Origin of the sequence: Wolbachia endosymbiont (group A) of Machimus atricapillus (assembly GCF_964027095.1) — a bacterium.
Lineage (GTDB): Bacteria > Pseudomonadota > Alphaproteobacteria > Rickettsiales > Anaplasmataceae > Wolbachia.
This window is the reverse complement of sequence record NZ_OZ034727.1, coordinates 1-25,872: the sequence shown is the minus strand read 5'-3', so window position 1 is coordinate 25,872 and position 25,872 is coordinate 1. Positions and strand designations below refer to the sequence as shown.

The window sequence follows — 25,872 nt, the reverse complement described above, 5'->3', positions numbered from 1 at the left end:
CTTAGGTTTACCGACAATTTGAAAAACCGTCATTCCGCTACTAGTTAGCGCCGCGGCGGTATGACGGTTCGCGGTGGCATGACGATAAGCTTGTCATCCCGCTACGTGTTAGCGGATGAGATGCCGCGAATGAATCGCGGTATGACGTAACGACAAGTTCGTCATACCGCTACGTGTTAGCGGGATCTATGCTAAGAGATACCGTGAATAAATCACGGTATGACGGTTCGCAGCGGTATGACGATAACCTCATATCCCGCTACTAGTTAGCGGATGAGATACCGCGAATGAATCGCGGGATGACGTAACGACAAATTCGTCATCCCGCTACGTGTTAGCGGGATCTAGAGATACCGCGGCGGTATAGCTATAGCATACACAAACAACTAGTTTGCCAAAAAAACATGGCGGTTTTTCTATGATTTGAGTATAATTCTAGCTTTACCTAAACAGAAAATTTAATGGACTATATCTTAATGTATCTTTCCTTACCATTTTCAATTACTGAGAATTACTTATTAATTACTGCGTTGATTCCGCTTTTAAGTGCTTTTGTTATCTTTTTTACTGGTAAATGGCCCGGAGTGAACAATAGTATTACTGTCATTTCTTCTGTACTTCTGTTTACGTATACGTGTCTGTGCACTTTATATTGGGTATATGGTGATCATTCTCAATTTATTCTTATGGATTTTGGTAATAATTTGCACATTAGTTTAAAGCTAGAGTCTACCGGAGTAATATTCAGTTTATTAATATCGTTTTTATGGATACTAACCAGTATATATGCAATATGTTATATGCAGAATAACTATGCTGATGGCAATCACTCAAGTTTTCTATGCTTTTTTTCAATATCGATTAGCTGTGCAATGTTTATTGCTTTTTCTGGAGATTTGCTCACTACATTTGTTTTTTATGAGCTTCTAACTATTAGTACATACCCTCTGGTTACTTACAACTCAACAAATGAATCAATGATTGCAGGGCGCTATTACTTTGGCGTGCTATTTTTCTCTTCTTTAGTATTATTTTTTCCTGCAATAGGCCTTTTATATAATGAATTTCATACTTTAGACTTTGTAAGTGGTGGAATATTCAAATTTGATACTTCACTCATCACTTTCATTGCAGTGTGTTTTGCTATGCTGATTTATGGAATAGGAAAAGCTGCATTAATGCCAATGCATTTTTGGTTACCAAAAGCAATGGTTGCACCAACTCCTGTGAGTGCACTATTACATGCTGTTGCTGTTGTGAAATCCGGAGTTTTCATCATCATAAAAGTTATATTATACACTTTCGGCGTCGATAACATACAACGTTTTGTGCAGCAAAATTGGTTTGCTGGAGGGTGGCTTCCGTACGCTGCTGGATTTACTATTATTACTGCATCATTGATTGCATTAAAGCAAAAAGAATTAAAGAAATTGCTTGCTTACTCTACCATCTCTCAATTGTCGTATATTATATTATTTGCTTCAATTTTTAGTGAGCTCAGCATGAGGGTTGCAATTTTTCAATTAGTTTGCCACGCATTTGCAAAAATCACTTTGTTTTTCATTGCCGGAGCAATAATAACGAAAACAGGTGAGAAATATATAGATAAGATTCACGGTATAGGACGCAGTATGCCAATTAACATGACAGCATTTGCTATAGGTGCATTGTCTATGATAGGGGTGCCACCTGCTCCGACTTTTTGGGGTAAATTTCTCATTTTTCAAGCTGTTTTCAACTCTGGCAATGTAATACTTTCTGTGTTTGTAACTCTAGTGTTAATTGTTAGTACTATACTTAACGCTCTGTACTTTTTACCGATAATTTACAATGCCTTTTTCTTAAAACCTTCTCAGAATTACTTTATTAAAAAAACGCCAATTCTTCTAGTTTTACCTCCAGTTATTACTGCTACATGCACTTTAGTTATTTTTTTTAGCTACCAAGTAATATTTTAAAATCTGTATTTATAACCATTAACAATAAATTTAAATGGTATTATACCAGCCAGAGTTGCTTTTATACTCGACAAAGTGAAGCTAATCTCCACAGTATGATCTTTCACCTCCTTATTTTGCTCGGTTGTAAAAACTACAGTAGCATTTCCAGCAAATGTAACTAAGTCCTTGGTCGATCGATCAATAGATAATGTTATTACATTTATGTTGGCAGTTTTTCTTTTGGATGAAGGTGAACTAACAGCTTCATTGTTCGTTTTTTCCTGAAAGCCTTGATAGATTTTATGTATAGAATTGTTTCTTATAAAATTTTCTTGGTACTTCGGTTCAACGATCTTAATGGACTCGTATATTTCAATGTATTTACTTATTAAGTACCTCGCTGTGGAAGTGTATTCATCTTCCTTTTTACTGAAACTAAGCTTATGCATTGCAGAGAACTCATCTTCTGTGTGGTTCATGTACTTCACAAAATTTAAATCTTTTTTAACAGGAAATAACAGGTATATGTTTAATATTAATAAACATAAGCATACTAGGAGAAGCGATACTATTAATGCCATCCAAGATCTTTCTGCTACACAAAACAGATACCTATGGCAGTACCATTCGACTGCTTTACTGAAATAACTTTTGTTTTTTACTGATTCAAGCAATTTATCTTCCATAACACAATGCTACCAAACCCAATTATAATAACAATAAGATTAGATACTCTAAAAAACTTTAAAATATGTCTAAATTTTCCAAAATAGGATGAATGATTATATCACCTTGTTCCGCAATAAGGTAGAATTTATCGATTTTGCTCACATCTACATTGATCATTTTTACACTGAAATTTTCAGGATTGTAAATATTACTTTCAGCACTTTTGTGATAATTATAATAATGTAATTTATTTTGATCATCAAAATAACCAAATTCATCAGCGAGGGTTCCCACTTTGCTACCTTTACCACTTTTGACTAGCTCAAATAGATCAATTGCATGGTTTTGAGATCCAGGCTCAATAGGCCCTTCTGCAGCAAAAAACTTAGGTGCATGACCAACGTATTCCTTAAATTTTATATTATGAGTCTTTTTTACACTACCAAAATCCACAAACTTATATTCATCTGAAACGCCAGAATATTGTGGATCATACTTTTTATATTCAAAGAACTCATTACCTAAAAAATTACAAAACGTTAATTTATAATCATCATGATCGGATTTAACGACTTTAAGGTAATGAAAATCTCTAGGAATCTTTACTTCCTCTTCCGTGATATGATTACGTACAACAAGCTCACCATTTAGCATATGATAGCCAATTTTTGGCAAAGTAGCTATATTGATTGCCTTGTTTAGCTTAAAATTTGCTTCATAAATGCCGCTTAACAACTCCTTTCCTTTTTCTAAGGTGACGTCCTGGTCTAAAGCTATATTCTTGATTGAACTTAATTCTTTCTGCATGTTTAGTATGGCTTTCGTCAAAACTTCTATTGATTGCCATACAGTTAATTTATTATCAGTCAAATTATATACTTCGAGTATTAAATTAACAGAATTTTATCATGAATTTATGTTAAAAGTATTATACTTTGTAAACTTATGTCATGATATTAACTACATTAGCTAAAACATGCTTTTTATCTAAGTGAAGTTGCTTAGCAACAACGAAAAGTTCATCTATTTTTTTCCACTGACCTAGTAAAATTTCAACACCATTTACCTCTCTCTTTATGCTTTCTAAAATGAAGGCCTGAATTATATATGATGCTAGTTCTAGTTCGATTTCGCTATTAATTACTTTATTAATCATATTGGGATTCTTTAAATCATGAAGAAATTTATAAAAGCATTTGTATGCTTCATAAGCATCACTACTTATTGCATTTATTATCATTCCTGGCATTCCAGGAAATAAAGTAATCATTTCGTCAAACGTTTGATCATCAAATTTACATTGAGATGAAGCAACTTGCTTTGTTTCGTCATAAGTTAATGGAAGTAAATTTAGCTGAAAGCACCTACACTGGATAGTAGTTTGTATATCATATGGCTTATGGCTAATTATAAATATCTTAGAATTTTTTGGCGGCTCTTCTAATATTTTCAATATTGCGTTTTTAGCGTTATTAGTCATTGCCTCTAAGCTATCTATTATAGCTATTTTGTGTTCTGATTGAATGGGACTTAAGTGTAGAAAGTTTTTCATTTCTCTGACTTTTTCTATTCCGATAGTATCACCTTCAACAATGTGTAAGTCCAATGCTACTTCATTATAGCTTTTTATGAGTAACCAATTGGAGAAGGATTTTGCAAGTGTTGCTTTTCCTATACCTTTTTTACCACAGATCAGCCAAGACTGAACAGATAAGTTGTTCATTAATTTTTTTTTGGCCTGGTTGTGACCTATTACTTTTTTCATTCTTTCTCCTATAGATCTTAGTTTGAAAATGCATTGGTTACTGTTTGTAATAAAATTGCACCTTCCCTTAAAACCTTAATCTTATCTTCGGTTAAGTCAATAATAGTAGATTCTATACCAGAAACTAATTCATCATCTTCAATCACTGCAGATAAATGTTGCTTAATGGATTGTGGTATATCGTCTGCCTTACATACACTTTTTTCTCCTGAAATATTTATACTAGTTGCAACTATTGGAACTTTCAGTTTGTTTAGTATTGAAATTGCAATAGGATGCTCAGGGATTCTGATGCCTATACTATCTTTAAAGAATTCGTTTGGCAATATATTATTGTTTTTAAGTGGTAAAATATAGGTAATCGGTCCAGGAGAAAAGTGATTTACTAAACCAATATACTTTTTCTCTAGCTTTGCTATTCTCATCAAGCTGCAAATATCACTAACAAATATAGACAGTGGTTTATTTTGAGAGCGTTTCTTTATCTGATATATTTTTCCTATAGATTCATTATTTAATGCATTACAAGCAAGAGCATACACTGTTTCTGTTGGAAAACACACTAACAAGTTGTTCTGTATTGCATTTATTATTTTAGATACCATATAGCTAAAAACTTATTCATAACAACTAGATCAGTTTTGTTGCATTGTATCTTATATAGTAACTGCTAGTTTTTGTGAACGCAATGCAACGCAGCTTACCATTTGTTATGCAGACTTGCTACAACCCAAACTCTTCATTGACTTTATCAACTATTGCCTGTGGTGGATCCTCTCCCCATCCTGAATACAAAATCTCTCCATAGTCTGCAACATCTATAGAGCCAGTTCTGCTTTTTGCTAGAAACATTTCTCTTTTCTCTTTATCAACTAATACATAATGCCACGCTGATTTTCCACGATCTTTACCACGGACTAAATATATAAGATCTGACCTACTTCTTTTTGTTGCATCAGCAAAAGATCTTTCATTGACAGTTCTGCTTTTACTTTTTATGCCGCCACTTTCAGAAAAAGCTTCCTTGGATTCGGTTTTTTTGTTTGCTAATTCAGAAATTCCCCCTTTTTCCCCTAATGCCCGTTCTTTGGTGTTTTGAGACGAATACTTACTGGAAAAACCTTCCCCTGTACCGCCAGGAGTCCTGTTTGTGAAACGCTTAATAAATGAATTATTGTCGTTGTTTTCTGCCATAAAAATCTCCAAACTTTAGATTGTAGGACCCAAATTTTTACTACACTCTATCATATGTTAATTAAATTAATATAAATGAAAAATAATATAGTAATTATTACAGGAATTACAGCTTCAGGTAAATCAGAATTGTGTGATAACCTGATAAAAAAATATAATAATATCAGCATAATAAATTGTGATTCAAAGCAGGTATATGAAGAAATTCCCATAATTACTGCTCAACCACTAAAGCAAGAAGAATTTTATAAATTATATGGTTATGTTTCAGCAAAAGAAAATTATTCCGTGGGTCTATGGTTAGAGGATTTAGAAAAAGAAGTTAATCACGCATTAGAAAATGCTCAAATACCTATCATCACTGGAGGAAGCGGGCTTTACATCAGCAGTTTAATCAAAGGCTTATCATCAATGCCACAAATAAGTCAGAAAGTAAGGAAAAATGTAAGCGAATTAAGGAAAAATTTAAGTAAAGAGGAGTTTTACAAATTAGTGCTAAGCAAAGATCCAAGGATTCAAGGTAAAGTATTCATGAATGACTCGCACCGCCTTTCAAGGGCACTTGAAGTTATCACTGAAACTGGTAAGACAATCTTTGTATGGCAAGAAAATAGACAGCCTCCTTTATTCGATAATTTTAAGATATATACAATTTTGCCTAAACGTGAGGATGTATACCAAAAAATAAATTCTCGTTTTATCAAAATGATCGAAAATGGAGCAATTGATGAAGTAAAAAAGCTACTTAGTATGAACTTAGCTCCACATTTGCCAGCTATGAAAGCACATGGAGTGCCAGAAATTGTAAAGTATTTGAAAGGTGAGATTACTTTAGACGAAGCGATACAGATTGCTCAAACAAACACAAGACACTACGCAAAACGCCAGTACACTTGGTTTAAAAACCAGTTCCCAAGTTCTGAAGTAATTGATTGTGCAAATGAGCTAACAGCGCTTGAAATATTTTAATTGTTAGTTTCCAGGTGTATTTCCATGCTCATTGCTATGAATGGGCGGTTCCATATTTTCCAGATGGCTGTTTACTTCTAGTGGATTACCTAAACTATGTTCTATCTCTGCTTCAAACTTAAATCCTAACTTCTCGCAAAATTTCTGGAAATACTCTTTAATAATATCAAATAAATTTTTGCCATCAATTTTGTAATTTTTCAGTTCTCGAGGAGCAGTAAGTAACAATTTACCATCTTTATATGTTACATCATTTTTCTCATCTTGGAATGCAAGTGTAAACTCTAATGAGCTATTTATCTGACAAACTTCTTCTTCTGGATTATCAGATTTTACCGTAGGCACTGCCATCTCAGATTTGACTTTTACATGATTTGGATCAGTGCAATCAATAACTATTGTTTTTTGAGGACTTAGTAGCGTAAATTCGGACTGGCGAAATGCTTGAAAGAGAACATCAGTGAATAAAGTGCCTTCATACCCTGCTTGATTACAATTAGTAATTAGCTCTTCTAGAATAGAATCACTTGGAACTTTTGCTTCAGCATATTTAAACATTTCCTTAAAAACTTCTTTTGCAAACGGGCGATAATTTCTGGCTTCTTCCTTTGGTAATAGGTGAGCATACTCCTTGCCTAAATTGTAAAATCTCTCAAATTCCTTTTCATACTGGTCAGTTTTTTTATGATCAGGAGTATTGTCATTTTCACAATATTCGCTCCAAATTTTATCGAATTCACGTTGCTTAGCTCCTTCCATCAACGCACTAGTTAAAGTTTGGTCTATACTTTTACCATTAATAACAAAATCCATTCTATTGATGTCTTTATACATCTGTTCACCAGAGTTTGCTTCAGCATTATCTTTACCAGCTCTTAATTTGCCAAAATCAAACTCTTCTGCTTGAGCCCTTAATGTAACTACTGGATTGGTACTATTCATTTCTATCATAGACCTATTAACATCATAATTAATTATATCACAAATTATTAATAATTCAATAAAATACCTGCTATAAGCCCTATGATAGCAAATATAGTTAGGGGTAACTTAGGCTTACCGACAACCGTCATCCCGCTGCTTGTTAGCACCGCGGTGGTATGATGTTAGAGAGCTGTGCTAGCTATAGTGCATACCTGACCATAAGGTGACAAGATTTTAAAAAGGCTCTATTATTGATAAACAGTTTTTACACATGTATGAATCTCAATGAGCAATTAGATGTGCTGGCTTTTCTAAATGGCAAGCTGGAAAATATGCTTAAGTTCCATTCCGCAATATTACCTAAACTCTGTGGTGGGAACAAAGTGGTGGACCTGCTGTTTTATAGGCCGCTTGGTTATATAGATAGAAGTAAGTCACTACTTGATACTCAAGTTGGAGAATTTACAACTTTCATGGCAAAAGTTTATGAGCATCAGTCGCCCACTTTTAGAGGTAGACCATATAAAATAGTCGTTGAAAGTGAGAGTCAGTATATATTCATAGTCTTTTTTAATCACTCAGTTAAGTATTTATATAAACTATTTCCAGTTGGAGCCTATGTAATCATCAGTGGCAAACTCGAAAAATTTGCTGAGCATTGGCAGATTACTCATCCAGATTACGTGTCGCTTGACATCAACCAATTTAAAGAAATAGCTCGCATAGAGCCAGTCTACCAATTATGCCGTGGCATTACCAATAAGAGCATTGGGAACATAATAAGCTCTAACCTGAAAGAATTGCCTGATTTGCCAGAGTGGATAGATGATACATTAATCAAGCAAAAAAAATGGCTAAGTTGGAGGGAAAGCATCATAAAGTTGCACAGACCAAGCTCATTGGCGGAAGCCGAGGTTTGTAGAAAAAGGCTTGCTTATGATGAATTGTTTGCGTATCAGCTAGCACTGAAACTTGCAAGAGAAAATCATGTAAAAAAAAGGGGAAGAGAATTTATAGTATTGAATAAATATAAAGAGCAAGTTTTAAATGAATTATCGTTTCAATTAACAAACGATCAAATTCGTGCAATAGATGAAATTTCAGAGAGGCAAAAATCCAAGTATCGCATGATGAGCTTGCTGCAAGGTGATGTTGGTAGTGGCAAAACCGTAGTTGCACTTTTTGCGATGCTAAATGTGGTAGAAAACAACATGCAGGTAGCTCTAATGGCACCGACTACTATCTTGGCGGAGCAACATTATAATTGGATTGAGGAAGTTTTATCCTGTACCGATATAAAAGTTGCGCTGCTTACTGGTAAAACTTCGCGCAAGGAAAGAAAGATTATCATGAACGAACTTGCAAGTGGTGTTTTAAATATAGTGATTGGCACCCACGCGTTATTTCAAGCTAACGTTACATTTAAAAATTTAGGGCTTGCAGTCATAGACGAGCAACAGCGATTTGGAGTGATGCAGAGAAATCGCTTGGTAGGAAAAGGAGAAAATGCCGATATACTTTTCGTTACTGCAACTCCCATTCCAAGAACCTTGCAGCAAGCTATGTATGGTGACGTTGAATGTTCAATTTTGAGAGAAAAACCAAAATCCAGATTGCCAATAAAAACTGTAACTATGAACATTAGTAGGGTGCCAGATGTTATTGAAAAGCTAAAAGGTGCTATAAACAGGGGCGAAAAAGCATATTGGATTTGTCCATATATAGAAGAAAACGAAGAGACCAATATTGCTGCAACAGAGATGCGTTTTCAGGAATTACAAAAAACATTTTTTGATAGAGTCGGGATAATACACGGAAAATTGACTCAGGAGCAGAAAGATCAAGTTATGTTTTCCTTCAAAAGAAATGAATTTTCTTTGCTTGTTGCAACCACTGTGATAGAAGTTGGTATAGATGTGCCAGATGCAACCATTATGATTATAGAAAATGCAGAGCAATTTGGGTTATCGCAATTACATCAGTTAAGAGGCAGAGTAGGGCGAGGAAACAAGCCATCTTTTTGTGTATTATTATACGATAATTTAAGTAAAAGCTCATCTTCAAAGTTAAAGATCATGTGTGAGTCACAGGACGGATTTTACATTGCTGAAAGGGATATGATGCTAAGAGGCAGTGGAGATATTTTAGGCACAAAACAATCAGGATGTATGGAATTTAAATTTGCTGATTTATATCAGGACAAAGAGCTGCTCAATCTCGCGTATAATAACGCAAAAGGCGCAATGGCTAATTTTGAATTACTGCTTGATATATTTGAATATAGAAGTAGATTACATTTTTCAAAATTTCAGTAGGAAAACCAGGTAGCTCGCAGAAACGAATTAAATGCAAAAATTCCTTGACAAACTCCGCCAGCCCCCTTATCATGATAGTGAAGGTATTCAGTTATCTTCATCTGTGCAGATTAAACAGCAAGAAAACAACGTAGTTGGCGTCTTATTTTTAATTTTTTGCACTATGTGCACCTTATGTCTTCACAACATTTCTGGGTTTTTACCTATATAAGCTGAAACGCGCTTATAAGTCGTTTAAGACAGTATAGTACGCCAATTTGCAGGATTAGAGAGTGACAACTAGCTAACACGGGATTTCTTTTGCCTTTTTTTCTGCTTAGTAAATTTCTTAAACATTTAAACTAAGGTTAGTTGCATTAAAAAGCAGCTGAGTCGCGGTTATTAGACGTTTAAAACATAAAAAAACGCCAATACTGAAAATAGACAATGACTAGGGCTTCTTTTGCCTTTTTTTTCGTTTGGTAAATTTCTTAAATATTTATAGCTAACATGAACTGGGCAGTGCGTCACGCGCTGACCATTTACTGTGCAAATCACCTTCAAAAACAAACGTTCGTACACATATATTCTAGTTATATGATAAAATAAATGAAAAACATCAATTATCTAAATGAAATTCACATCTTAAAAGGATCATATACATCGATTTCCTTAGAATTACTCTTTTTCAATTTTTCACTTAATAATCTTAAAATAGGCTGTAAATCACCATTAATTGATAAGCACAGCACTTCTTTATTGAGATAATTAGCTAGGTGATTCTTCTTTTCCAGAATTTCTGCTTCCCTCAATAAGTCGCATTTGTTTAATACTACAATCTCTTCTTTTTCAACAAGATCACTATTGTAAAGTTCCAACTCATTATGGATACAACTATAAGCCGAAACAACGTCATCGTGAGTTACATCGATTAAATGAAGTAAAATTTGACACCTTTCTATGTGCTTTAAAAATTTATGCCCGAGCCCAACTCCAAGGTGAGCATCAGTAATTATTCCAGGAATATCTGCTATTACAACTTCGCTATCATCCACTTTTGTCACACCTAAGTGGGGTCTTACGGTGGTAAATGGATAATCGCCTACTTTTGTATCGGAATTTGAGCAGCGAGTCAAAAATTTTGATTTACCTGCGTTTGGCATGCCAATAATTCCAACATCTGATAAAACTTTTAGTTTTAATAATACATGTTTTTCTTCGCCAGGCTGACCGTAAGTAAAATGTCTTGGTGCCTTATTAGTAGAAGATTTAAAATTAGTATTTCCAAGTCCACCTTTTCCACCCTGTGCTACTTGAAATTCCATACCAGGCTTGTCAAGATCTACTATTATCTCTTCACTTTCTTCATCAATTATTTGTGCACCGACTGGAACTCGAAGTATAACGTCTTTCCCTGCTGTGCCAGATCTATCCCTGCCTGCACCATTTTTCCCATTATCTGCTTTAATGTGTCTTCTATAACGAAAATGAAGCAAAGTGTTGAGATTAGCGTCGCTGATGAAAACTATGTTTCCACCCTTTCCTCCATTACCACCATTTGGACCACCAAATTCAACGAACTTTTCTCGACGAAAACTTGCACAACCGTCACCACCATCACCGGCTTTTAAGTACAATTTTACTTCGTCTATAAAACCCATGCTAACCCATGATAATATTTAGCATCTTTTCCTAATGTGCCTTCTATTCTCATTAGCTCGTTATACTTCGCGAGCCTATCAGAACGCGACAGCGACCCGGTTTTTATTTGCCCGCAATTTGATGCAACTGCTATATGAGATATTGTTGTGTCTTCTGTTTCACCTGAGCGGTGAGAAATAACAGCTTTGTAGTTGTTTGATTTTGCCATTTCAATAGCAGCAAAAGTTTCTGTTAACGTCCCTATTTGATTTGGCTTGATCAGTACAGCATTTGCCATTTTTTCTTCTATTCCTTTGCCTATTAGTTCACAATTTGTAACAAATAAATCATCCCCAACCAATTGAATTTTACTCCCCAATTTTGCAGTAAGTAATTTCCAACCTTCGTAATCGTCTTCACTCATTGCATCTTCTATAGAAATTATTGGATATCTTTCCACAAGACTACAATAATATTCAGTCAATTCTTTTGAAGTAAGCTCTTTATTTTCAAATTTGTAAATTCCATCTTCATAAAAAGTAGATGAAGCAACATCAAGGCCTAGTGCAAAATCACTTTGCGCTGAATAACCTGCTGATTCTATAGCGTATATGATCAAGTCAAGTGCTTCTTCAGTACTTTCAATATTTGGTGCAAAACCGCCTTCATCTCCTACGTTTGTGCTATAACCCTTTTTCTTAAGAATGCTACGTAAGTTGTGGAACACCTCCGCAGATATTCTGATTGCTTCACTGAAAGTCTCAGCACCGACCGGAAGAATCATGAATTCTTGGAAATCGAGCTTATTGTCTGCATGTACTCCACCATTAATTATGTTAATGAGTGGAACCGGCATCTGCTCTCCTCCCAAATATCTATACAACGGTATTTTGAAACTGTTTGCTGCTGCTTTTGCAACCGCAAGAGACACACCCAAAGTTGCATTTGCTCCAAGTTTAGATTTATTTTTTGTTCCATCTAGTTCAATTAATGCTTTATCAATTGCACTTTGGTTTGTTGCATCCATGCCAATGATTTCATTTGCTATCACTCCATTTACAGCTTGAACAGCTTTCAGCACTCCTTTACCACAATACCTTTTCTCATCTTGGTCTCTGAGTTCCAAGGCTTCTAATTTACCAGTTGAAGCTCCAGAAGGTACAGAGGCCCTACCTATTGCTCCATCACAGAGTTCAATTTCCACCTCAACAGTGGGGTAACCCCTGCTATCTAAAATTTCTCTTGCAAATACGTTGTTGATTATCTTATTCATCGCATTAAACCTTAACTTCCGCAATAAGTGCTGCAGTTTCCTTTGCCAATTTAGCTATATTACTACCAGCACCAATAAATAATACTATATCACCTGGACTTGTCGAATCACTAATAAAATGTGAAATGAGTAGAGCATCATTCATAATCTTTACATCATTAAACCCATTACTGATTAAAGCTTTTTGTATATCATCAATCCCACAACCAGGAATAGGCTTGTCTTCTGGGGGATGAATAGGAGTAAGGATTACATAGTCAAACATCATAAAGATCCTTATGAATTCACCAAAAAAATTACGAACGCGAGCAAAACGAAGTGGTTCGATAATTCCTATTACTTTTCCTTTAGTAATCGAACGTGCAGCCGTTAAAGTTGCATATATTTCATTTGGATGATGGGCATAATCCTCAATTAACTTAACACCTTTAATATTGGCAATCAAAGAGAATCTTCTTGCTACTCCTTGAAATTCCAAAAGGCCTTTTTTAATCTCTGCATTGCTAATCCCGAGCTTTATCGCAACTGATATTGCAGCCAAGGCGTTACTCATTTTGTGAATACCTATTGCGTTTGATAGTACTATGTTTTTTAAAGGGCTGGATCCCAGTGTCACGCACTGGGATGACAGAGGGTGATGGGATGACAGAAGGTGATGGGATGACACCTGCTTTTTTGTCATGCAAGTAGCTGATGCTGGAATCCAGTTGTTCAACACGTCAAATTCTATGCTGTTAGCATGCTGTTTAATGTTGCTGGCTCTTATGCTACCATTCTCAAACCCAAACGTTATAGAATTACTCGCATCATAATTAATGCCTACAGAATCAGGCAAAACTGCAAAACCTGCTTTGCTTATAAACTGAGAAAACGCATTTTTAATATCGTCGAATGTACCATAATGATCCATATGATCGTCGTTAATACTCGTTATGACAGCAATATTTGCAGGAATTTTTAGCATGGTTCCATCAGACTCATCAGCTTCGATTAAAAAAATGTCACTCTTTCCAAGTCTTGAATTACTCTGATACGAATTTAGTATTCCTCCTACAATTACAGTCGCATCAATGCCAGAATGATCAAAAATAGAAGCAATCATAGCCGTTGTTGTCGTCTTTCCACTTGAACCTGAAACTGCTATCACATATTTATCTTTCATAATTTCAGCAAGTATGTCTGATCTATGCAAAATGGTTTTATTGTTATTTCTCGCTGTTACTAACTCCACATTATCAGATTCTATCGCAGAAGAATGTACAACTATTTGAGCTTGGCTTATATTATTAGCATTGTGACCAATAAAAACCTCTATGCCCAGCCTTTGTAATCTATCTACATTGTTGTTTGATTGTGCATCACTGCCTTGAACTTTGTAATTGGAATTGTGAAGAATTTCAGCAATGGCACTCATTCCGATTCCACCTATACCAATTATATGTATTATTCTTTTTTGAGTTTTGTTAATATTTAGCAGTAGATGTTTACTCATTACTAAATTTATTATAGTATAATTTAAAATCCTCATAGTATCGAACCCTCTTACCGAATACAATGATAAAAAACCTAGCCTTCCTATGTCTAATATTTGTTTTGATAAGTAGTTGCAGTTTTAGCAACAGGTTTAATTGCACTGCAGGTCATTATAAAATTGGCTGCAGCTACACAATAAATGGTATAACTTATTATCCAAAAAACTGTAAACACTATGAAGAGATAGGGATAGCGTCGTGGTATGGAATAGAAGATCATGGCACGCTTACAGCAAATGGTGAAGTGTTTAACCGTCACTTGATCTCTGCAGCGCATAAGACTTTGCCCCTACCCTGCTTTGCTCTTGTCACTAATTTAGAAAATGGAAGAAAGCTTGTTGTAAGGATTAACGATAGAGGGCCTTTTATTGAAGGCAGAATAATAGACTTATCAGAAAAAGCAGCTCAAGTCTTAGGATTTCATAAAGTAGGGCTTGCAAAGGTAAAAGTCCAATACCTAAGAAAGATGTCAGAACAATTGATACAAAATACTCCTCATTACAGAAAGCAATATGAAAAAGAAATGCAGAAACGTCACCCGAAACAAGACAGTGCAGAAAGTAAGGGATATGTTGCATTTTTTAAAAGTGCTCAGGCTGCTAAATCAGCTGCATCAAAGCTTCGCAATCAAGGAATAAAAAATGTTAGATTGCTTTTTAAGAACGATCAATATTGCGTGAAAGTGAGTTATAGGTAGTGGTGAGTGCAGAATTCGAAAGATTTGGTTAATGTAAGAAACGCTGGCTAACTATTGTAAGTTAAAAATGTGATATAAAAAAGATATCAACAATTTATAGCTATACCGCCGCGGCGCTAACACGTAGCGGAATGACGAGTTACTATACCACCGCGAACCGTCATACCGCCGCGAACCGTCATACCGCGATTCATTCGCGGTATCCCAGCATAGATTCCGCTAACACGTAGCGGAATGACAGTTTTTCAAATTGTCGTAAGTCAGTTTAGCTATAGCACTATAGAGACAAAGATCGAAATTTACTTATTTACGTCTCCAATTTCATTGTGTATAATGGAGACAAAGATTTATATTTTGTATTTTATGTCTCCATCATTTATTGGTAGGCAAACCGAGTTGAAGCAACTGCTGGAGCTTACGGAAAAAAACACTGCATCTTTTGTAGTAGTCAAAGGAAGGCGTCGTATAGGAAAAAGTCGTTTAATTCAAGAGTTTGGTAAACATTTCGAACAACATTACTCATTTGCAGGTTTGCCACCAGAAAAGCATACTACAACATCCCACCAACTTAATGAATTTTCTAGACAAGTTGCTAGACAATTTAATACATCTTTTGCTAGATATGACGACTGGAGTGACTTACTATGGGCAGTTGGTGAACGTTTACTATCTGGCAAAATATTATTGCTCCTTGATGAAATTTCTTGGATGGGCTCAAAAGATCCAACTTTTTTAGGCAAAATAAAGAATTTTTGGGATACACAGCTAAAAAATAATAACAAGCTAATTTTTGTTGTCTGTGGATCAGCTTCATCCTGGATTGAAAAAAATATACTTAGTAGTACTGGTTTTGTAGGAAGAATATCGTTGACTTTAACACTCGGGGAGTTATCACTTTCTGATTGCAATGAATTTTGGCCAAAAAATATTTCAGCATACGAAAAGTTTAAGGTGCTTGCAGTAACCGGTGGAATTCCAAAATATTTAGAAGAGGTAAATTTTAAACATGGTACTGAAGAAAATATTAAAAAGCTTTGTTTTACAAAAGGTGGGTTTTTAGTTGAGGAGTTTGACCAAATATTTTCAGATCTATTCATGCGAAAAACAGCTTTTTATAAGCAAGTAGTGAGAGCTCTTTCTACTGGAGCTAAAGAACAGGAAGAAATTTGTACTGCTTTAAACATTGCAAGACACGGACGCATTTCTGAGTATCTATATGAGCTCGAGCTTGCCGGTTTTATTGCAAAGGATCACACTTGGGATATAAAAACGGGTACTGATTCACGACTCAGGAAGTACAGACTTCAAGATAATTATTTAAGGTTTTATCTAAAATATATTGAAAAAAATCTAGGAAAAATTAATCGCGACACCTACTCTATAGGGTTACTTACATCTCTACCAGAGTGGCATACAATTATTGGACTTCAGTTTGAAAATTTGGTGCTTAACAATAGAAAGAGCATACATAATATCTTGAGAATTGATGGAATAGTAAGCGAAAATCCATTTTTTCAGAGGAAGACAGGTGCTGGTTGTCAAATTGATTACATGATTCAAACAAGGTTTAACACTCTCTACATTTGCGAAATCAAATTTTCAAAAAATAAAATCGGTCATTCAATAATACAAGAAGTACAAAAGAAAATAGATACACTAAAGCGTCCAAAAGGCTTTTCATGTCGTCCAGTCCTTATTCACGTTAACGGTGTGAGTGATGACGTTATAGATAGTGATTACTTTTCAAACATAATTGATTTTGGAGAATTATTGAATTGTAAGTAATTCTTGCTCTACTTTTTCAACTTTGTGTTGTTTAACATTGGAACAAGATTCCAGATGACATCTTTCATGAACTCTTATTATAACAATGTTCGTACAGATGTGTGCCACGCGCTGGAATGACATGGTGAGGTGTCATCCTGCTGCTCCTTTCTTGTCATCCCGCGCGGAATAATTAACGCCGCGGTATCTCACATAGATCCCGCTAACAAGCAGCGGGATGACGATTGTCAGGGTGTCATCCAAGTAGCCCCTTTTTTTGTCATCCCAGTGCCCAGACTACTTGGATCCAGGAAAAAGAATGGTGTCATCCCAGTGCCCCGACACTGGGATCCAGAAAAGTTTGCTTGCTTACAAGCAAACTAGCATAGAAAGTGGTTACAACATTTTCGATGAGATTATATGGAAAACTGGATCCCAGTGTCGGGGCACTGGGATGACAGCAGTCCTACGTCATACCGCGATTCATTCGCGGTATCTCTTAACATAGATCCCGCTAACAAGCAGCGGGATGACACCTCTCTTGGGCTCTTTTAGCTATAAACATTAAGAAATTTACCAAATGAAAAAAAAGGCAAAGAACTCCCGTGGTGCGAGTTTTGACTCTATATTACTGTAAGTGGCGCTGTAATAATGTGCTAACGCTTAAAATAAGCGCGGTTTGGCTGAATGTAGAAAAAATTTAAAAGACATGCAGCCGCTATAATTTTATGTAATCCGCCAAAAAATACCCTGAGTTTTTTACTGAATTTTGTCATTGAGCCTGCAGGTCAAAAACAAGTTTTGAGTCATAAATACCCTTATCGTCATAATAAGGGGGCTGGCGGAGTTTGTCAAGTAAGTTTTTTCGTTTCTACCAGCTACTTGGATGACACCACATAAATTAATAAATAGGAAAATTACTACAAATCTTTTCAACTTTAGTTTTTACTGCTTTTTCGACACTTGAGCTATTTCCGCTGATTAATCCCTGAACCACTTCATTTACTAGGCTGGCTATCTCTTTAAAATTTTCTGCCTCAAGTCCGCGTGTTGTCTCAGCAGCGGTGCCAAAACGGAGCCCTGAAGTGATGGTTGGCTTTTCTGTATCAAATGGTACAGAGTTTTTATTGCAGGTAATGCCAGCCCTCTCAAGGCTATCTACAACGTCTTTTCCAGTTAATTTCTGCGATCTTAAGTCAACTAGCACTATATGAGAGTCAGTGCCACCGGTTATAATGTCGAGTCCATGCTTTTGCAATTCTTGAGCTAGTACTTTCGCATTTTCCACGATTTTCTTGCTATAAGTCTTAAACTCTGGCGCTAATGCTTCTTTAAATGCAACAGCTTTTGCAGCTATTACATGCATAAGTGGCCCGCCCTGCAATCCTGGAAAAACTGCAGATTGAATTTTTTTGTGTAATATTTCATCATTGGTCATCACTATTCCACCACGAGGACCACGCAAAGTTTTGTGAGTCGTGGAAGTCATAACATGTGCATATTCAGCAGGAGATGGATATTCGCCCGCTGCAATAAGCCCTGCATAGTGAGCAATGTCTGCAAGCAAATAAGCACCAACTTTATCTGCAATTTCGCGAAAGCGTTTGAAGTCCATTTTTCTCGGATAAGCAGAAGCACCAGCTATGATCAATTTTGGTTTATGCTCCAGCGCCAGCTTTTCTATCTCATCCATATTGAGCAGATAAGTGTCTTTGTTAACTGTATACTGAATTGACTTAAACCATTTACCAGAAAAGCTTGGTGCCGCACCATGAGTTAGATGTCCACCGCAACTCAGTGATAATCCAAGTATTGTATCGCCTGGAGTAAGCAGTGAAGCAAATACCGCCTGATTTGCCTGAGAACCAGAGTGAGGTTGAACGTTTGCAAATTTAACACCGAACAGCTTACAAAGTCTTTCTATAGCTAGACTTTCAACTTTGTCCACATGCTCACAACCACAGTAATACCTTTTGCCTGGATAGCCTTCTGCATATTTATTAGTCAGAAAAGAGCCTTGTGCTTCCATTACTGCTTTACTTGCAAAATTCTCTGATGCAATTAATTGCAATTGTGACTTTTGACGTTGTAACTCTTTTTCTATAAACTGATAAACCTCGTTATCAAAAGACTTTAAACTATTTTTAGAGCCACAGATTTTTTTTAAAACACTCATCATAGATCAAACCTCGCTTTAATTTTAAGATGCACAAGCAATTTTAAGACTACTTATCCTGCTTTTTTAACCATAAGAGCCCAAAAACAGCTATTAGCAAACATACAGGAATAATAGATGTTGCTTTTATCAGCAATTCAGCACTATACACAGGATTTCCTTGTATTACTGTTCTATCCCAACACAAATTTATTATTTTTGCGATTCCAGTGTGAAAAAAATAGCCAAAACCCATGACTATCATGTTTGACACAGCTGTAGCTAAGCCTACTAAGTTATTATTTACATAACTTAGTGCTTTATAAATTGTAACTACTTGATATCCAGATGCAAAGCCGATAATAAAAAGCGTAGGTAATACAACATACAAGCCACCAATCTGAGTAAAAAGTAATAGAAAACCGGCGATCATTGCAAATGAGCATGAAATTATTACTTCATAATGCTTATTTTTATACTTTTCCAATAAATAAGCCAAAGAGAATGATCCTGTTAACATTCCTATCAATATTACGGAAGAGAGAGAAGATGCCAAGCCTTCATTCATTTCATATACTTCAAAAAAGAATGCTTTCGCCCAACCATCAGCAAAACCTTGCATTGGACCGACCATGAGTCCACCAAAAAAGCTAATTAGAATAATATGCTTGTTGAAAAGTATGTTTTTCAAGTCTCTAATGCTAACTTTTTCCTGTTGAGCATTGCTTTCAGGCGTTACTAAGAACAGTAACAGAGCAAGTAAACACCCGAATGCTGAGAAGGTATAGATAACATAATTCCAGCCAAATTTATTGAGTAAGAAGTCTAACGGTAATCCGCCACATATCCCCCCCAAAGTTCCTATAATTATGGATAAACTAGCCATTCTTGCTGATTTTTCTTGCGCAAAATACATGCTTGCAACTTTAAAAAGCCCAATTGCTGAAGCGGACGACCCAATTCCAACGACTATTCTGCCAAGTATTGAATAATACCACTCATCAAAACATATAAGCGGTAATGTTCCGGTAAATGTTAAAACAATACAAGCAGGCAAAACAAATTTTGGCCCAAATCTATCAAGGAAAAGACCAACAGGTATATGAGCTAGCGTATAGCCTACATAGTATAACCCACCAAACTGGCCAACATCTGTAATACTTATGTTAAATTTTGTTATCAATCCAGGCGCAATTATGTTTGGAATTACGCGTAATATATATTGGTACGCATAAAACAGTGACGCCAACAACCAGATTAAAAAATTCCTCTGCAGTACTTTACCCCAAAGCTAGTATTATAGATACTCTGTTTATAGAAAACAATATTTTTATGAATACTTATTTTAATTTACCGGAATTTTATACAGTTGAACTCATAGCCAACATAAGTAGTTTATGCATTAACTAAATTTTCCAGGTTCAAGTTTGGATGATGGAAAAAGTTCACTTTTTCTATTTTTAAAAGAGACCTTTTATTTTACTTATAATTTTTTCTACCATATCTACAACTGGCTCATGAATAAGGTATATGAAAAAAATTACACCACAAATGACAAGTATATTTATGATTTTGCCCTTATTCATCTTTATCTTGAGCTTCACTTTTGTTACAAGATCCATTTTATTTATGTTTTTATTTCATGCTAACAATTATATATTAAATACTATAATTTTCAGTAAAATTTGACTTCAGAAGTACCCTATTAACTCAATATTAACCTTTCTACATGTAAAATAGTTAATATAACATTGAGGTAGGTTGATGAACATAAGCACAATAGACAACACACTGCAAAATTACATAACAAAATACATTGAACAAACATTCGCTACACATGTGTCAGGCAATAGATATGACAAATTGTATAGGGAACTTCTAAGTGGTATAGAAGAGATAATAAAACTCACTATAAACGAAGCAAAACATTATGACAAAAGTTTGGAAAATCTATATAACGATTCAAGATTTAATAAGAAATTTATTCAAGCTGTTGCTAAACATCAGGTGTCGGAATTTTTAAATACTCACCCGAAAAGAAAAGAAATTGTTGCAGAATTTTACAATGAACATCACATTAACGAAAGTGATTTAAAGACTCTGGAGAAAGGGAAAGATTTAGTAAATAAAATAAATAACATTAACTTACTGCAACGAAATGAAAAAAATGAGGAATTCAATATTAGAAAGACACTTGCTCACTCAATAAAAATGCCTTCCATAGAAAAATACAAGTTAGAACATTCAAGATAACCTTAGTGAAGGGAGTGTTAAATAAACTGTGTCAAACCGAAAAAAAAGTAATAAATTGATATAAAAAAATGGAGGTTTGACAATGAGTCAGAAAGTAGTAAACAGAACTACCGGTTTGGTAGATTATAAAGAATTAGAAACAAATATCCTGTCGTCTATACGAGAAGGAAGACCGTTGACAGGAAGAGATGGAGCATTAACACCGTTTATAAAAAAGTTGCTGGAGGTAAGCCTGGAAGGTGAAATAGAAAACCACTTGTCGGCTGAAAGCGAAGAGAATAATCGAAGAAATGGGAGGAATGCAAAGACTTTACGTACAAGCGCAGGGTCATTTGAGCTTTTGACGCCAAGAGATAGGGAAGGAAGTTTCGAACCACAAATAGTCAAAAAAAGGCAAACAAACTTACATCCAGAGCTTGAAACGAAGATTTTGAGCACATTTGCCAGTGGTATGGGCTATAGAGATATAGTGTCACATGTTGAGGAAATTTATGATCACAAAATATCGGTGGCAGAGATATCAAGTATTACTGACAAATTGCTACCAGTAATCAACGAATGGCGTAGTCGCCCGCTGCAGTCTGTATATCCGATAGTTTTCATGGTTTTTTAAAGTCAAAGAGGACGGGCATTGCGTAAGTAAATGCATGTATAACATATTAGGCATAGATCAAAATGGCAAAAAAGAAGTATTAGGTTTTTATTTGGCTGAAAGTGAAGGAGCTAACTTCTGGTTGGGAGTGCTAAATGACCTCAAAGAAAGAGGAGATACCGTCTTGTTAGTCAACAAAAAAATTATAAAAATTTCCCAAGTTGCATCATAAAATCAAAAAATACTTCCAATTGTGTAACAGTACACAGATTATAGTTAGTGGATATGTTGATAAGTAAATTAGTTTTATACGCACAAAACAGATGAAGTTTACTTATCAACATATCCACTAACTATAATCTGTGTACTGTTACACAATTGGAAGTATTTTTTGATTTTATGATGCAACTTGGGAAATTTTTATAATTTTTTTGTTGACTAACAAGACGGTATCTCCTATGCCTGGAATAGTCAATAGAAGTTGAAAATTTTCCAACAATTCTTTGTGTTGATTTAATAGTTCACGTACGGAGTTTTTTATTGTTTCTATTTTTTGAGCTATATTCATTGCAAGGTCTTCCCAAGCATTTGCAACTTCTTTAGGCAGTCTCTCTTTTTTTTCTAAGTGGTTATTTACTAATGTTAACTCATCTTTTAACGCAACTGAGCAACGATAAAGATGTTTTAATTTTTTCATTTCAGGAGAAGGTGGTGTCCAACTAGAAGGTTCCTGTCTTTGGCAATAACCAGCAATAACTTCTGCATCGGTCTGATCATTCTTTTGTCGTATCAGCTTACTCCTTGCATAAGATTTTATGCAATAAGGATTTACAACACTTACAAAATGTCCAGCATTGTGTAGAAATTCAGCCAGTGCTTCGCTATAACAACCAGTAGATTCCATGCAGGTTTTTACTTTTTCTACATTATGTTTGTGTAGAAAATTCAGTAGACTTTGAAACCATCGTTCTTAAAGCTTCTTTTTCTAGTTTCACGCTTTCCTTTTTTGCTTATAAATGAGAGAAAAACATCAAAGCGATCTTTTGATATATCTATGCCCAAAAAGTTGTTGATCATATATAACCCCATACGTTACCATTAAAAATGAAAAGTAAGGCTAACCTTGTGAATACAGAATTAGAACCATTCAGGTCTTTCTACGATACCGTCCAGCCTATACTTTTGAGAAGGGAATTCTTATCTCCTCTACAGATTTTATATCTAAGAAGAAGCACAGAGTTCCTCCCTTCTCCACCTAATGCTTAAGCTTAAAACATTAGATGCTTTTGACAAGATACAAGTAGAAGATATCCTTATTGCCTGCGTTGATGGGCTGAAAAGCTTTCCTGCAGCTATAAACAGTGTCTTTCCTAATGCGGAAGTGCAGATGTGTATAGTGCATCAGATACGCAACTCACTGAAGTATGTGGCCAGTAAAGATGCGAAGAGTTTTTTGAGCGATTTAAAGAAGGTATATCAAGCTTCAAGCAAGGAAATTGCCGAGAATTATCTGTTGGAATTGGATGAAAAATGGGGCACAAAGTACCCTATGGTTATAAAATCTTGGCAGAATAATTGGGAAAACTTGTCTGGTTATTTTAAGTATTCTGGTCCAGTTAGGAGGATAATCTACACCACCAATCCCATAGAGGGGCTACATAGGCAAATTAGGAAATTCACTAAGACCAAAGGCTCATTTACCAGCATAAATGCCTTGCATAAGCAGGTATATTGTGCTATAAAGAAGGCAGAGGAAAAGTGGACGATGCCTGTACATGATTGGGCATTAACTATCTCTCAACTTGATGTTTTCTTTCCTGGCAGATTGAAAATTGAGTTGAACTAAAAATGCGGTTTGACACAGTTTATTTAACACTCCCTTAGTGAATATTTTTGACGCGGTGAAATGGGTAATTTATGGATAGTCTATTTCATTTTAACTCCTGGCACGCTTTAGTAATACTATCACATCCAATTTCTAATTGTTCCTGAGAGGTTGCATAAGAAATTCTGATAAAATTTTCTAGACCAAACGCAATTCCTGGAACCACAGCAACTAAATGATCCTCTAGCAGGTATTCAGTGAAATCAAGATCATTATTTATTACTTTACCACTTTTTGTACTCTTACTGAGCAATCCTTCACACGAGACAAATAAATAAAATGCGCCTTGCGGAATGGATGCTGATAATCCCGGAGCAGAATTTAGCTTTTTCACCATAAAATCTCTACGACTCTTAAAAATCCTTGTTCTTTCTTTCAAAAAACTATGGTCACCGTTTAATGCTGCTGCTGCTGCTGCTTGTGCTATCGAATTTGGGTTAGAAGTGCTCTGAGACTGCAGCGTAGAGATAGCTTTTACTACATCACTTCTACCTGCAATATACCCTATTCTCCAGCCTGTCATTGCATAGGCTTTTGACACTCCATTGACTACAAAAACTCTGTTGTAAAGCTTTGGCTCAACCTGAGTGATAGTAAAAAACTTTTCGTCGTATATTATATGCTCATAAATATCATCTGTAACGACATTCACATGTGGATATTCAAGCAATATTTGTGCTATGTCTTTCAATTCATCATATGTGTACACAACTCCTGCAGGATTGTTCGGTGAGTTAAGAATTAACCATTTAGTTTTTTTAGTTATCCTGCTTTTCAATAATTCCGCTGTCAGTTTAAAATTTTGTTTGCATTCCACTACAACTGGTAAGCCCCCAAAAAGATTTACCATATCAACATATGAAACCCAATAAGGAGCTGGAATAATAACTTCATCTCCAGAGTTAATTGTTGCCATAAACAAATTGAATAACACCTGCTTAGCGCCAGTACCAACACAGATTTGGTTAAACGTGTACTCGAGGTTATTATCCCTTCTTAACTTATTAATTATTGCTTCTTTCAGCTCACGCGTTCCATCAACAGCAGTATACTTAGTTTTACCTTCACTTATTGCTTGAATAGCTGCTTTTTTTATATGATCTGGAGTATCAAAATCCGGTTCTCCTGCAGCTAAAACACAGATCTTTTTTCCTTTATTTTTCAACTTATTTGCCTTATCAGTTACAGCAATCGTAGGTGATGGTTTTATTAGGGACATTCTTTTTGCAAGGTCTGACATATCTTACTGAAGCTAAATTCAAATGATAAACCCTGTACAGCAAAAAAGCTAGGAATTTTGTGTATTGTATTAGTAGCTTTTTACCAAATTCACCAACGCAGTGATATTTTCAACTGGAGTATCAGGGAGTACTCCATGTCCGAGATTAAATATGAAGGGTGAATCTCTAAAGCAATCTATTATACGTTTTGCTTCTTTTATTGCTTCCGTTTTATTATAGGCTAAAAGATTAGGATCAAGATTTCCTTGTAGAGGGATTTTTAGATTCGCTTTCGCCCATTCTATTGGGACATTATAATCTATACTTACTGCAGATACACCTGTTTGTTCGCAGTAATCCTTATAAAGATTTCCAGCAGACCTTGGAAATCCTATTATTGGAAAATCAGAAAATCTATCCTTTATTGCCAAGGTAATTCTCTTTGTTGGTTCGATAACATATTCTTTAAACAATGGTTCCGATAATGCACCAGCATTACTGTCAAATAGCTGAATAACATCTGCTCCAAATTCTATCTGTTTAATTAGATAAATAATCGTTGCTTCCGTTATTCGTTCAATTATTTCCTTCAAATACGAAGGGTAAAAATTTAATACTTTGGAAAAAGTTTTGCTGCTTCCACCTTCTATGATATATGAAGCTACTGTCCATGGGCCACCAGCAAATCCTATAAGAGACTTTTTTTTTGATAGCTGACTTCTGACTTTCTTTATAGCGTTTAGAATTGGTAAAATTTTAGCTTCAATGTCTTGTGGACTTTTCAATTCTTTAGGATTCTTTATAGGTTTTATTCTCGGGCCCACATTGCGCAGGAAATTCACGTCACAACCCAAAACATCAGCTATTATTAAAATGTCTGAAAAAATTATCGCCGCATCCACGTCAAATCTTGTCACTGGCTGTAACGTCAATTCTGTCACTAAATCTGTGTTGTAGCATATCTCCATAAAATTATTCATATTTTCCACTGCTTTGCGGTACTCAGGAAGAGACCTGCCAGCCTGACGCATTAGCCAAATAGGCACTCTTTCACCTGGCTCATTTTGTTTGATAACTTCTACTATTGTTGTTTTGCTGCTTTCCA

20 protein-coding genes and 3 pseudogenes are annotated in these 25,872 nt (G+C 35.3%); 9 read left to right on the top strand and 14 right to left on the bottom strand.

The window, feature by feature from the left end; translation table 11 throughout:
• Window positions 1–461 precede the first annotated feature (461 nt).
• Window positions 462–1,958: a proton-conducting transporter membrane subunit gene (locus AAGD68_RS00115; protein WP_253309487.1), complete on the top strand. Its 1,497-nt coding sequence runs from the start codon at window positions 462–464 to the stop codon at window positions 1,956–1,958.
• On the opposite strand, the gene AAGD68_RS00110 is transcribed toward AAGD68_RS00115, so the two are convergent.
• The 5 genes from AAGD68_RS00110 to AAGD68_RS00090 form a co-directional block, all read right to left on the bottom strand.
• Window positions 1,955–2,626 (bottom strand): VirB8/TrbF family protein, encoded by a 672-nt coding sequence (locus tag AAGD68_RS00110; RefSeq protein ID WP_253309488.1) that lies wholly within the window; start codon window positions 2,624–2,626, stop codon window positions 1,955–1,957. The genes AAGD68_RS00115 and AAGD68_RS00110 overlap by 4 nt on opposite strands.
• A 58-nt stretch (window positions 2,627–2,684) precedes the next feature.
• A complete protein-coding gene (locus AAGD68_RS00105) occupies window positions 2,685–3,479 on the bottom strand; it encodes a hypothetical protein (protein WP_341814221.1) in 795 nt (264 codons plus the stop codon).
• A gap of 73 nt (window positions 3,480–3,552) precedes the next feature.
• Window positions 3,553–4,374, bottom strand: a complete 822-nt coding sequence (locus AAGD68_RS00100) for a DNA polymerase III subunit delta' (protein WP_253309490.1) — start codon at window positions 4,372–4,374, stop codon at window positions 3,553–3,555.
• Window positions 4,375–4,391: 17 nt separating this feature from the next.
• Window positions 4,392–4,979, bottom strand: a complete 588-nt coding sequence (locus AAGD68_RS00095; protein WP_253309491.1) for an L-threonylcarbamoyladenylate synthase — start codon at window positions 4,977–4,979, stop codon at window positions 4,392–4,394.
• Window positions 4,980–5,097: 118 nt separating this feature from the next.
• On the bottom strand, window positions 5,098–5,568 hold the full coding sequence (locus AAGD68_RS00090) for a hypothetical protein (RefSeq protein ID WP_264688217.1): 471 nt from the start codon (window positions 5,566–5,568) through the stop codon (window positions 5,098–5,100).
• 75 nt (window positions 5,569–5,643) lie between these two features.
• Between AAGD68_RS00090 and miaA the strand changes: the two genes are divergently transcribed.
• Window positions 5,644–6,537: a tRNA (adenosine(37)-N6)-dimethylallyltransferase MiaA gene (gene miaA / locus AAGD68_RS00085; RefSeq protein WP_253309493.1), complete on the top strand. Its 894-nt coding sequence runs from the start codon at window positions 5,644–5,646 to the stop codon at window positions 6,535–6,537.
• 3 nt (window positions 6,538–6,540) lie between these two features.
• On the opposite strand, the gene AAGD68_RS00080 is transcribed toward miaA, so the two are convergent.
• On the bottom strand, window positions 6,541–7,479 hold the full coding sequence (locus tag AAGD68_RS00080) for a hypothetical protein (RefSeq protein ID WP_264688491.1): 939 nt from the start codon (window positions 7,477–7,479) through the stop codon (window positions 6,541–6,543).
• A gap of 257 nt (window positions 7,480–7,736) precedes the next feature.
• On the opposite strand from AAGD68_RS00080, the gene recG reads away from it, so the two are divergent.
• A complete protein-coding gene (gene recG / locus AAGD68_RS00075; protein ID WP_341814220.1) occupies window positions 7,737–9,776 on the top strand; it encodes an ATP-dependent DNA helicase RecG in 2,040 nt (679 codons plus the stop codon).
• A gap of 617 nt (window positions 9,777–10,393) precedes the next feature.
• Here the strand turns inward: recG and cgtA are convergent.
• From cgtA to murC, 3 genes are read right to left on the bottom strand one after another with little or no spacing between them, the layout of a single operon-like run.
• Window positions 10,394–11,416 carry an Obg family GTPase CgtA gene (gene cgtA / locus AAGD68_RS00070; protein ID WP_264688220.1) on the bottom strand — a complete coding sequence of 341 codons (1,023 nt, stop codon included), beginning with the start codon at window positions 11,414–11,416 and terminating at the stop codon, window positions 10,394–10,396.
• Window positions 11,404–12,669: a phosphopyruvate hydratase gene (eno, locus tag AAGD68_RS00065; protein WP_253309496.1), complete on the bottom strand. Its 1,266-nt coding sequence runs from the start codon at window positions 12,667–12,669 to the stop codon at window positions 11,404–11,406. The genes cgtA and eno overlap by 13 nt, the downstream gene beginning before the upstream one ends.
• Window positions 12,670–12,673: 4 nt before the next feature.
• Window positions 12,674–14,197 carry a UDP-N-acetylmuramate--L-alanine ligase gene (gene murC / locus AAGD68_RS00060; RefSeq protein WP_265016471.1) on the bottom strand — a complete coding sequence of 508 codons (1,524 nt, stop codon included), beginning with the start codon at window positions 14,195–14,197 and terminating at the stop codon, window positions 12,674–12,676.
• Between the two features lie 26 nt (window positions 14,198–14,223).
• On the opposite strand from murC, the gene AAGD68_RS00055 reads away from it, so the two are divergent.
• The 3 genes from AAGD68_RS00055 to AAGD68_RS00045 all read left to right on the top strand — a co-directional run bounded on the left by AAGD68_RS00055 (window position 14,224) and on the right by AAGD68_RS00045 (window position 17,170).
• Complete coding sequence (locus AAGD68_RS00055; protein ID WP_253309498.1) at window positions 14,224–14,898, top strand: septal ring lytic transglycosylase RlpA family protein; 675 nt, start codon at window positions 14,224–14,226, stop codon at window positions 14,896–14,898.
• 363 nt (window positions 14,899–15,261) lie between these two features.
• Complete coding sequence (locus AAGD68_RS00050; RefSeq protein ID WP_253309500.1) at window positions 15,262–16,683, top strand: AAA family ATPase; 1,422 nt, start codon at window positions 15,262–15,264, stop codon at window positions 16,681–16,683.
• A gap of 256 nt (window positions 16,684–16,939) precedes the next feature.
• Window positions 16,940–17,170, top strand: a complete 231-nt coding sequence (locus AAGD68_RS00045) for a hypothetical protein (protein WP_341814218.1) — start codon at window positions 16,940–16,942, stop codon at window positions 17,168–17,170.
• Between the two features lie 393 nt (window positions 17,171–17,563).
• Here AAGD68_RS00045 and glyA read toward each other — a convergent pair whose 3' ends face one another.
• Together glyA and AAGD68_RS00035 are read right to left on the bottom strand one after the other, a co-directional pair.
• Window positions 17,564–18,841: a serine hydroxymethyltransferase gene (gene glyA / locus AAGD68_RS00040; RefSeq protein WP_264688225.1), complete on the bottom strand. Its 1,278-nt coding sequence runs from the start codon at window positions 18,839–18,841 to the stop codon at window positions 17,564–17,566.
• A 46-nt stretch (window positions 18,842–18,887) separates the two neighbouring features.
• Window positions 18,888–20,093, bottom strand: a complete 1,206-nt coding sequence (locus tag AAGD68_RS00035; protein WP_253307380.1) for an MFS transporter — start codon at window positions 20,091–20,093, stop codon at window positions 18,888–18,890.
• 488 nt (window positions 20,094–20,581) lie between these two features.
• On the opposite strand from AAGD68_RS00035, the gene AAGD68_RS00030 reads away from it, so the two are divergent.
• Both AAGD68_RS00030 and AAGD68_RS00025 read left to right on the top strand, forming a co-directional pair.
• On the top strand, window positions 20,582–21,070 hold the full coding sequence (locus tag AAGD68_RS00030) for a hypothetical protein (RefSeq protein ID WP_253309502.1): 489 nt from the start codon (window positions 20,582–20,584) through the stop codon (window positions 21,068–21,070).
• 82 nt (window positions 21,071–21,152) lie between these two features.
• Window positions 21,153–21,855, top strand: a pseudogene (locus AAGD68_RS00025) (transposase); the annotation flags it as partial.
• 258 nt (window positions 21,856–22,113) lie between these two features.
• On the opposite strand, the pseudogene AAGD68_RS00020 reads toward AAGD68_RS00025, so the two are convergent.
• Window positions 22,114–22,739 (bottom strand): annotated as a pseudogene (locus AAGD68_RS00020) (IS110 family transposase); the annotation flags it as partial.
• A gap of 223 nt (window positions 22,740–22,962) precedes the next feature.
• Between AAGD68_RS00020 and AAGD68_RS00015 the strand changes: the two are divergent.
• Window positions 22,963–23,508 (top strand): annotated as a pseudogene (locus tag AAGD68_RS00015) (IS256-like element ISWpi15 family transposase); the annotation flags it as partial.
• 85 nt (window positions 23,509–23,593) lie between these two features.
• Here AAGD68_RS00015 and AAGD68_RS00010 read toward each other — a convergent pair.
• The gene (locus tag AAGD68_RS00010; RefSeq protein ID WP_264687845.1) at window positions 23,594–24,787 is read right to left on the bottom strand and encodes a pyridoxal phosphate-dependent aminotransferase; all 1,194 of its coding nucleotides are present in this window, start codon (window positions 24,785–24,787) and stop codon (window positions 23,594–23,596) included.
• A gap of 69 nt (window positions 24,788–24,856) precedes the next feature.
• Window positions 24,857–25,852 carry a uroporphyrinogen decarboxylase gene (hemE, locus tag AAGD68_RS00005; RefSeq protein WP_410529956.1) on the bottom strand — a complete coding sequence of 332 codons (996 nt, stop codon included), beginning with the start codon at window positions 25,850–25,852 and terminating at the stop codon, window positions 24,857–24,859.
• Window positions 25,853–25,872 lie beyond the last annotated feature (20 nt).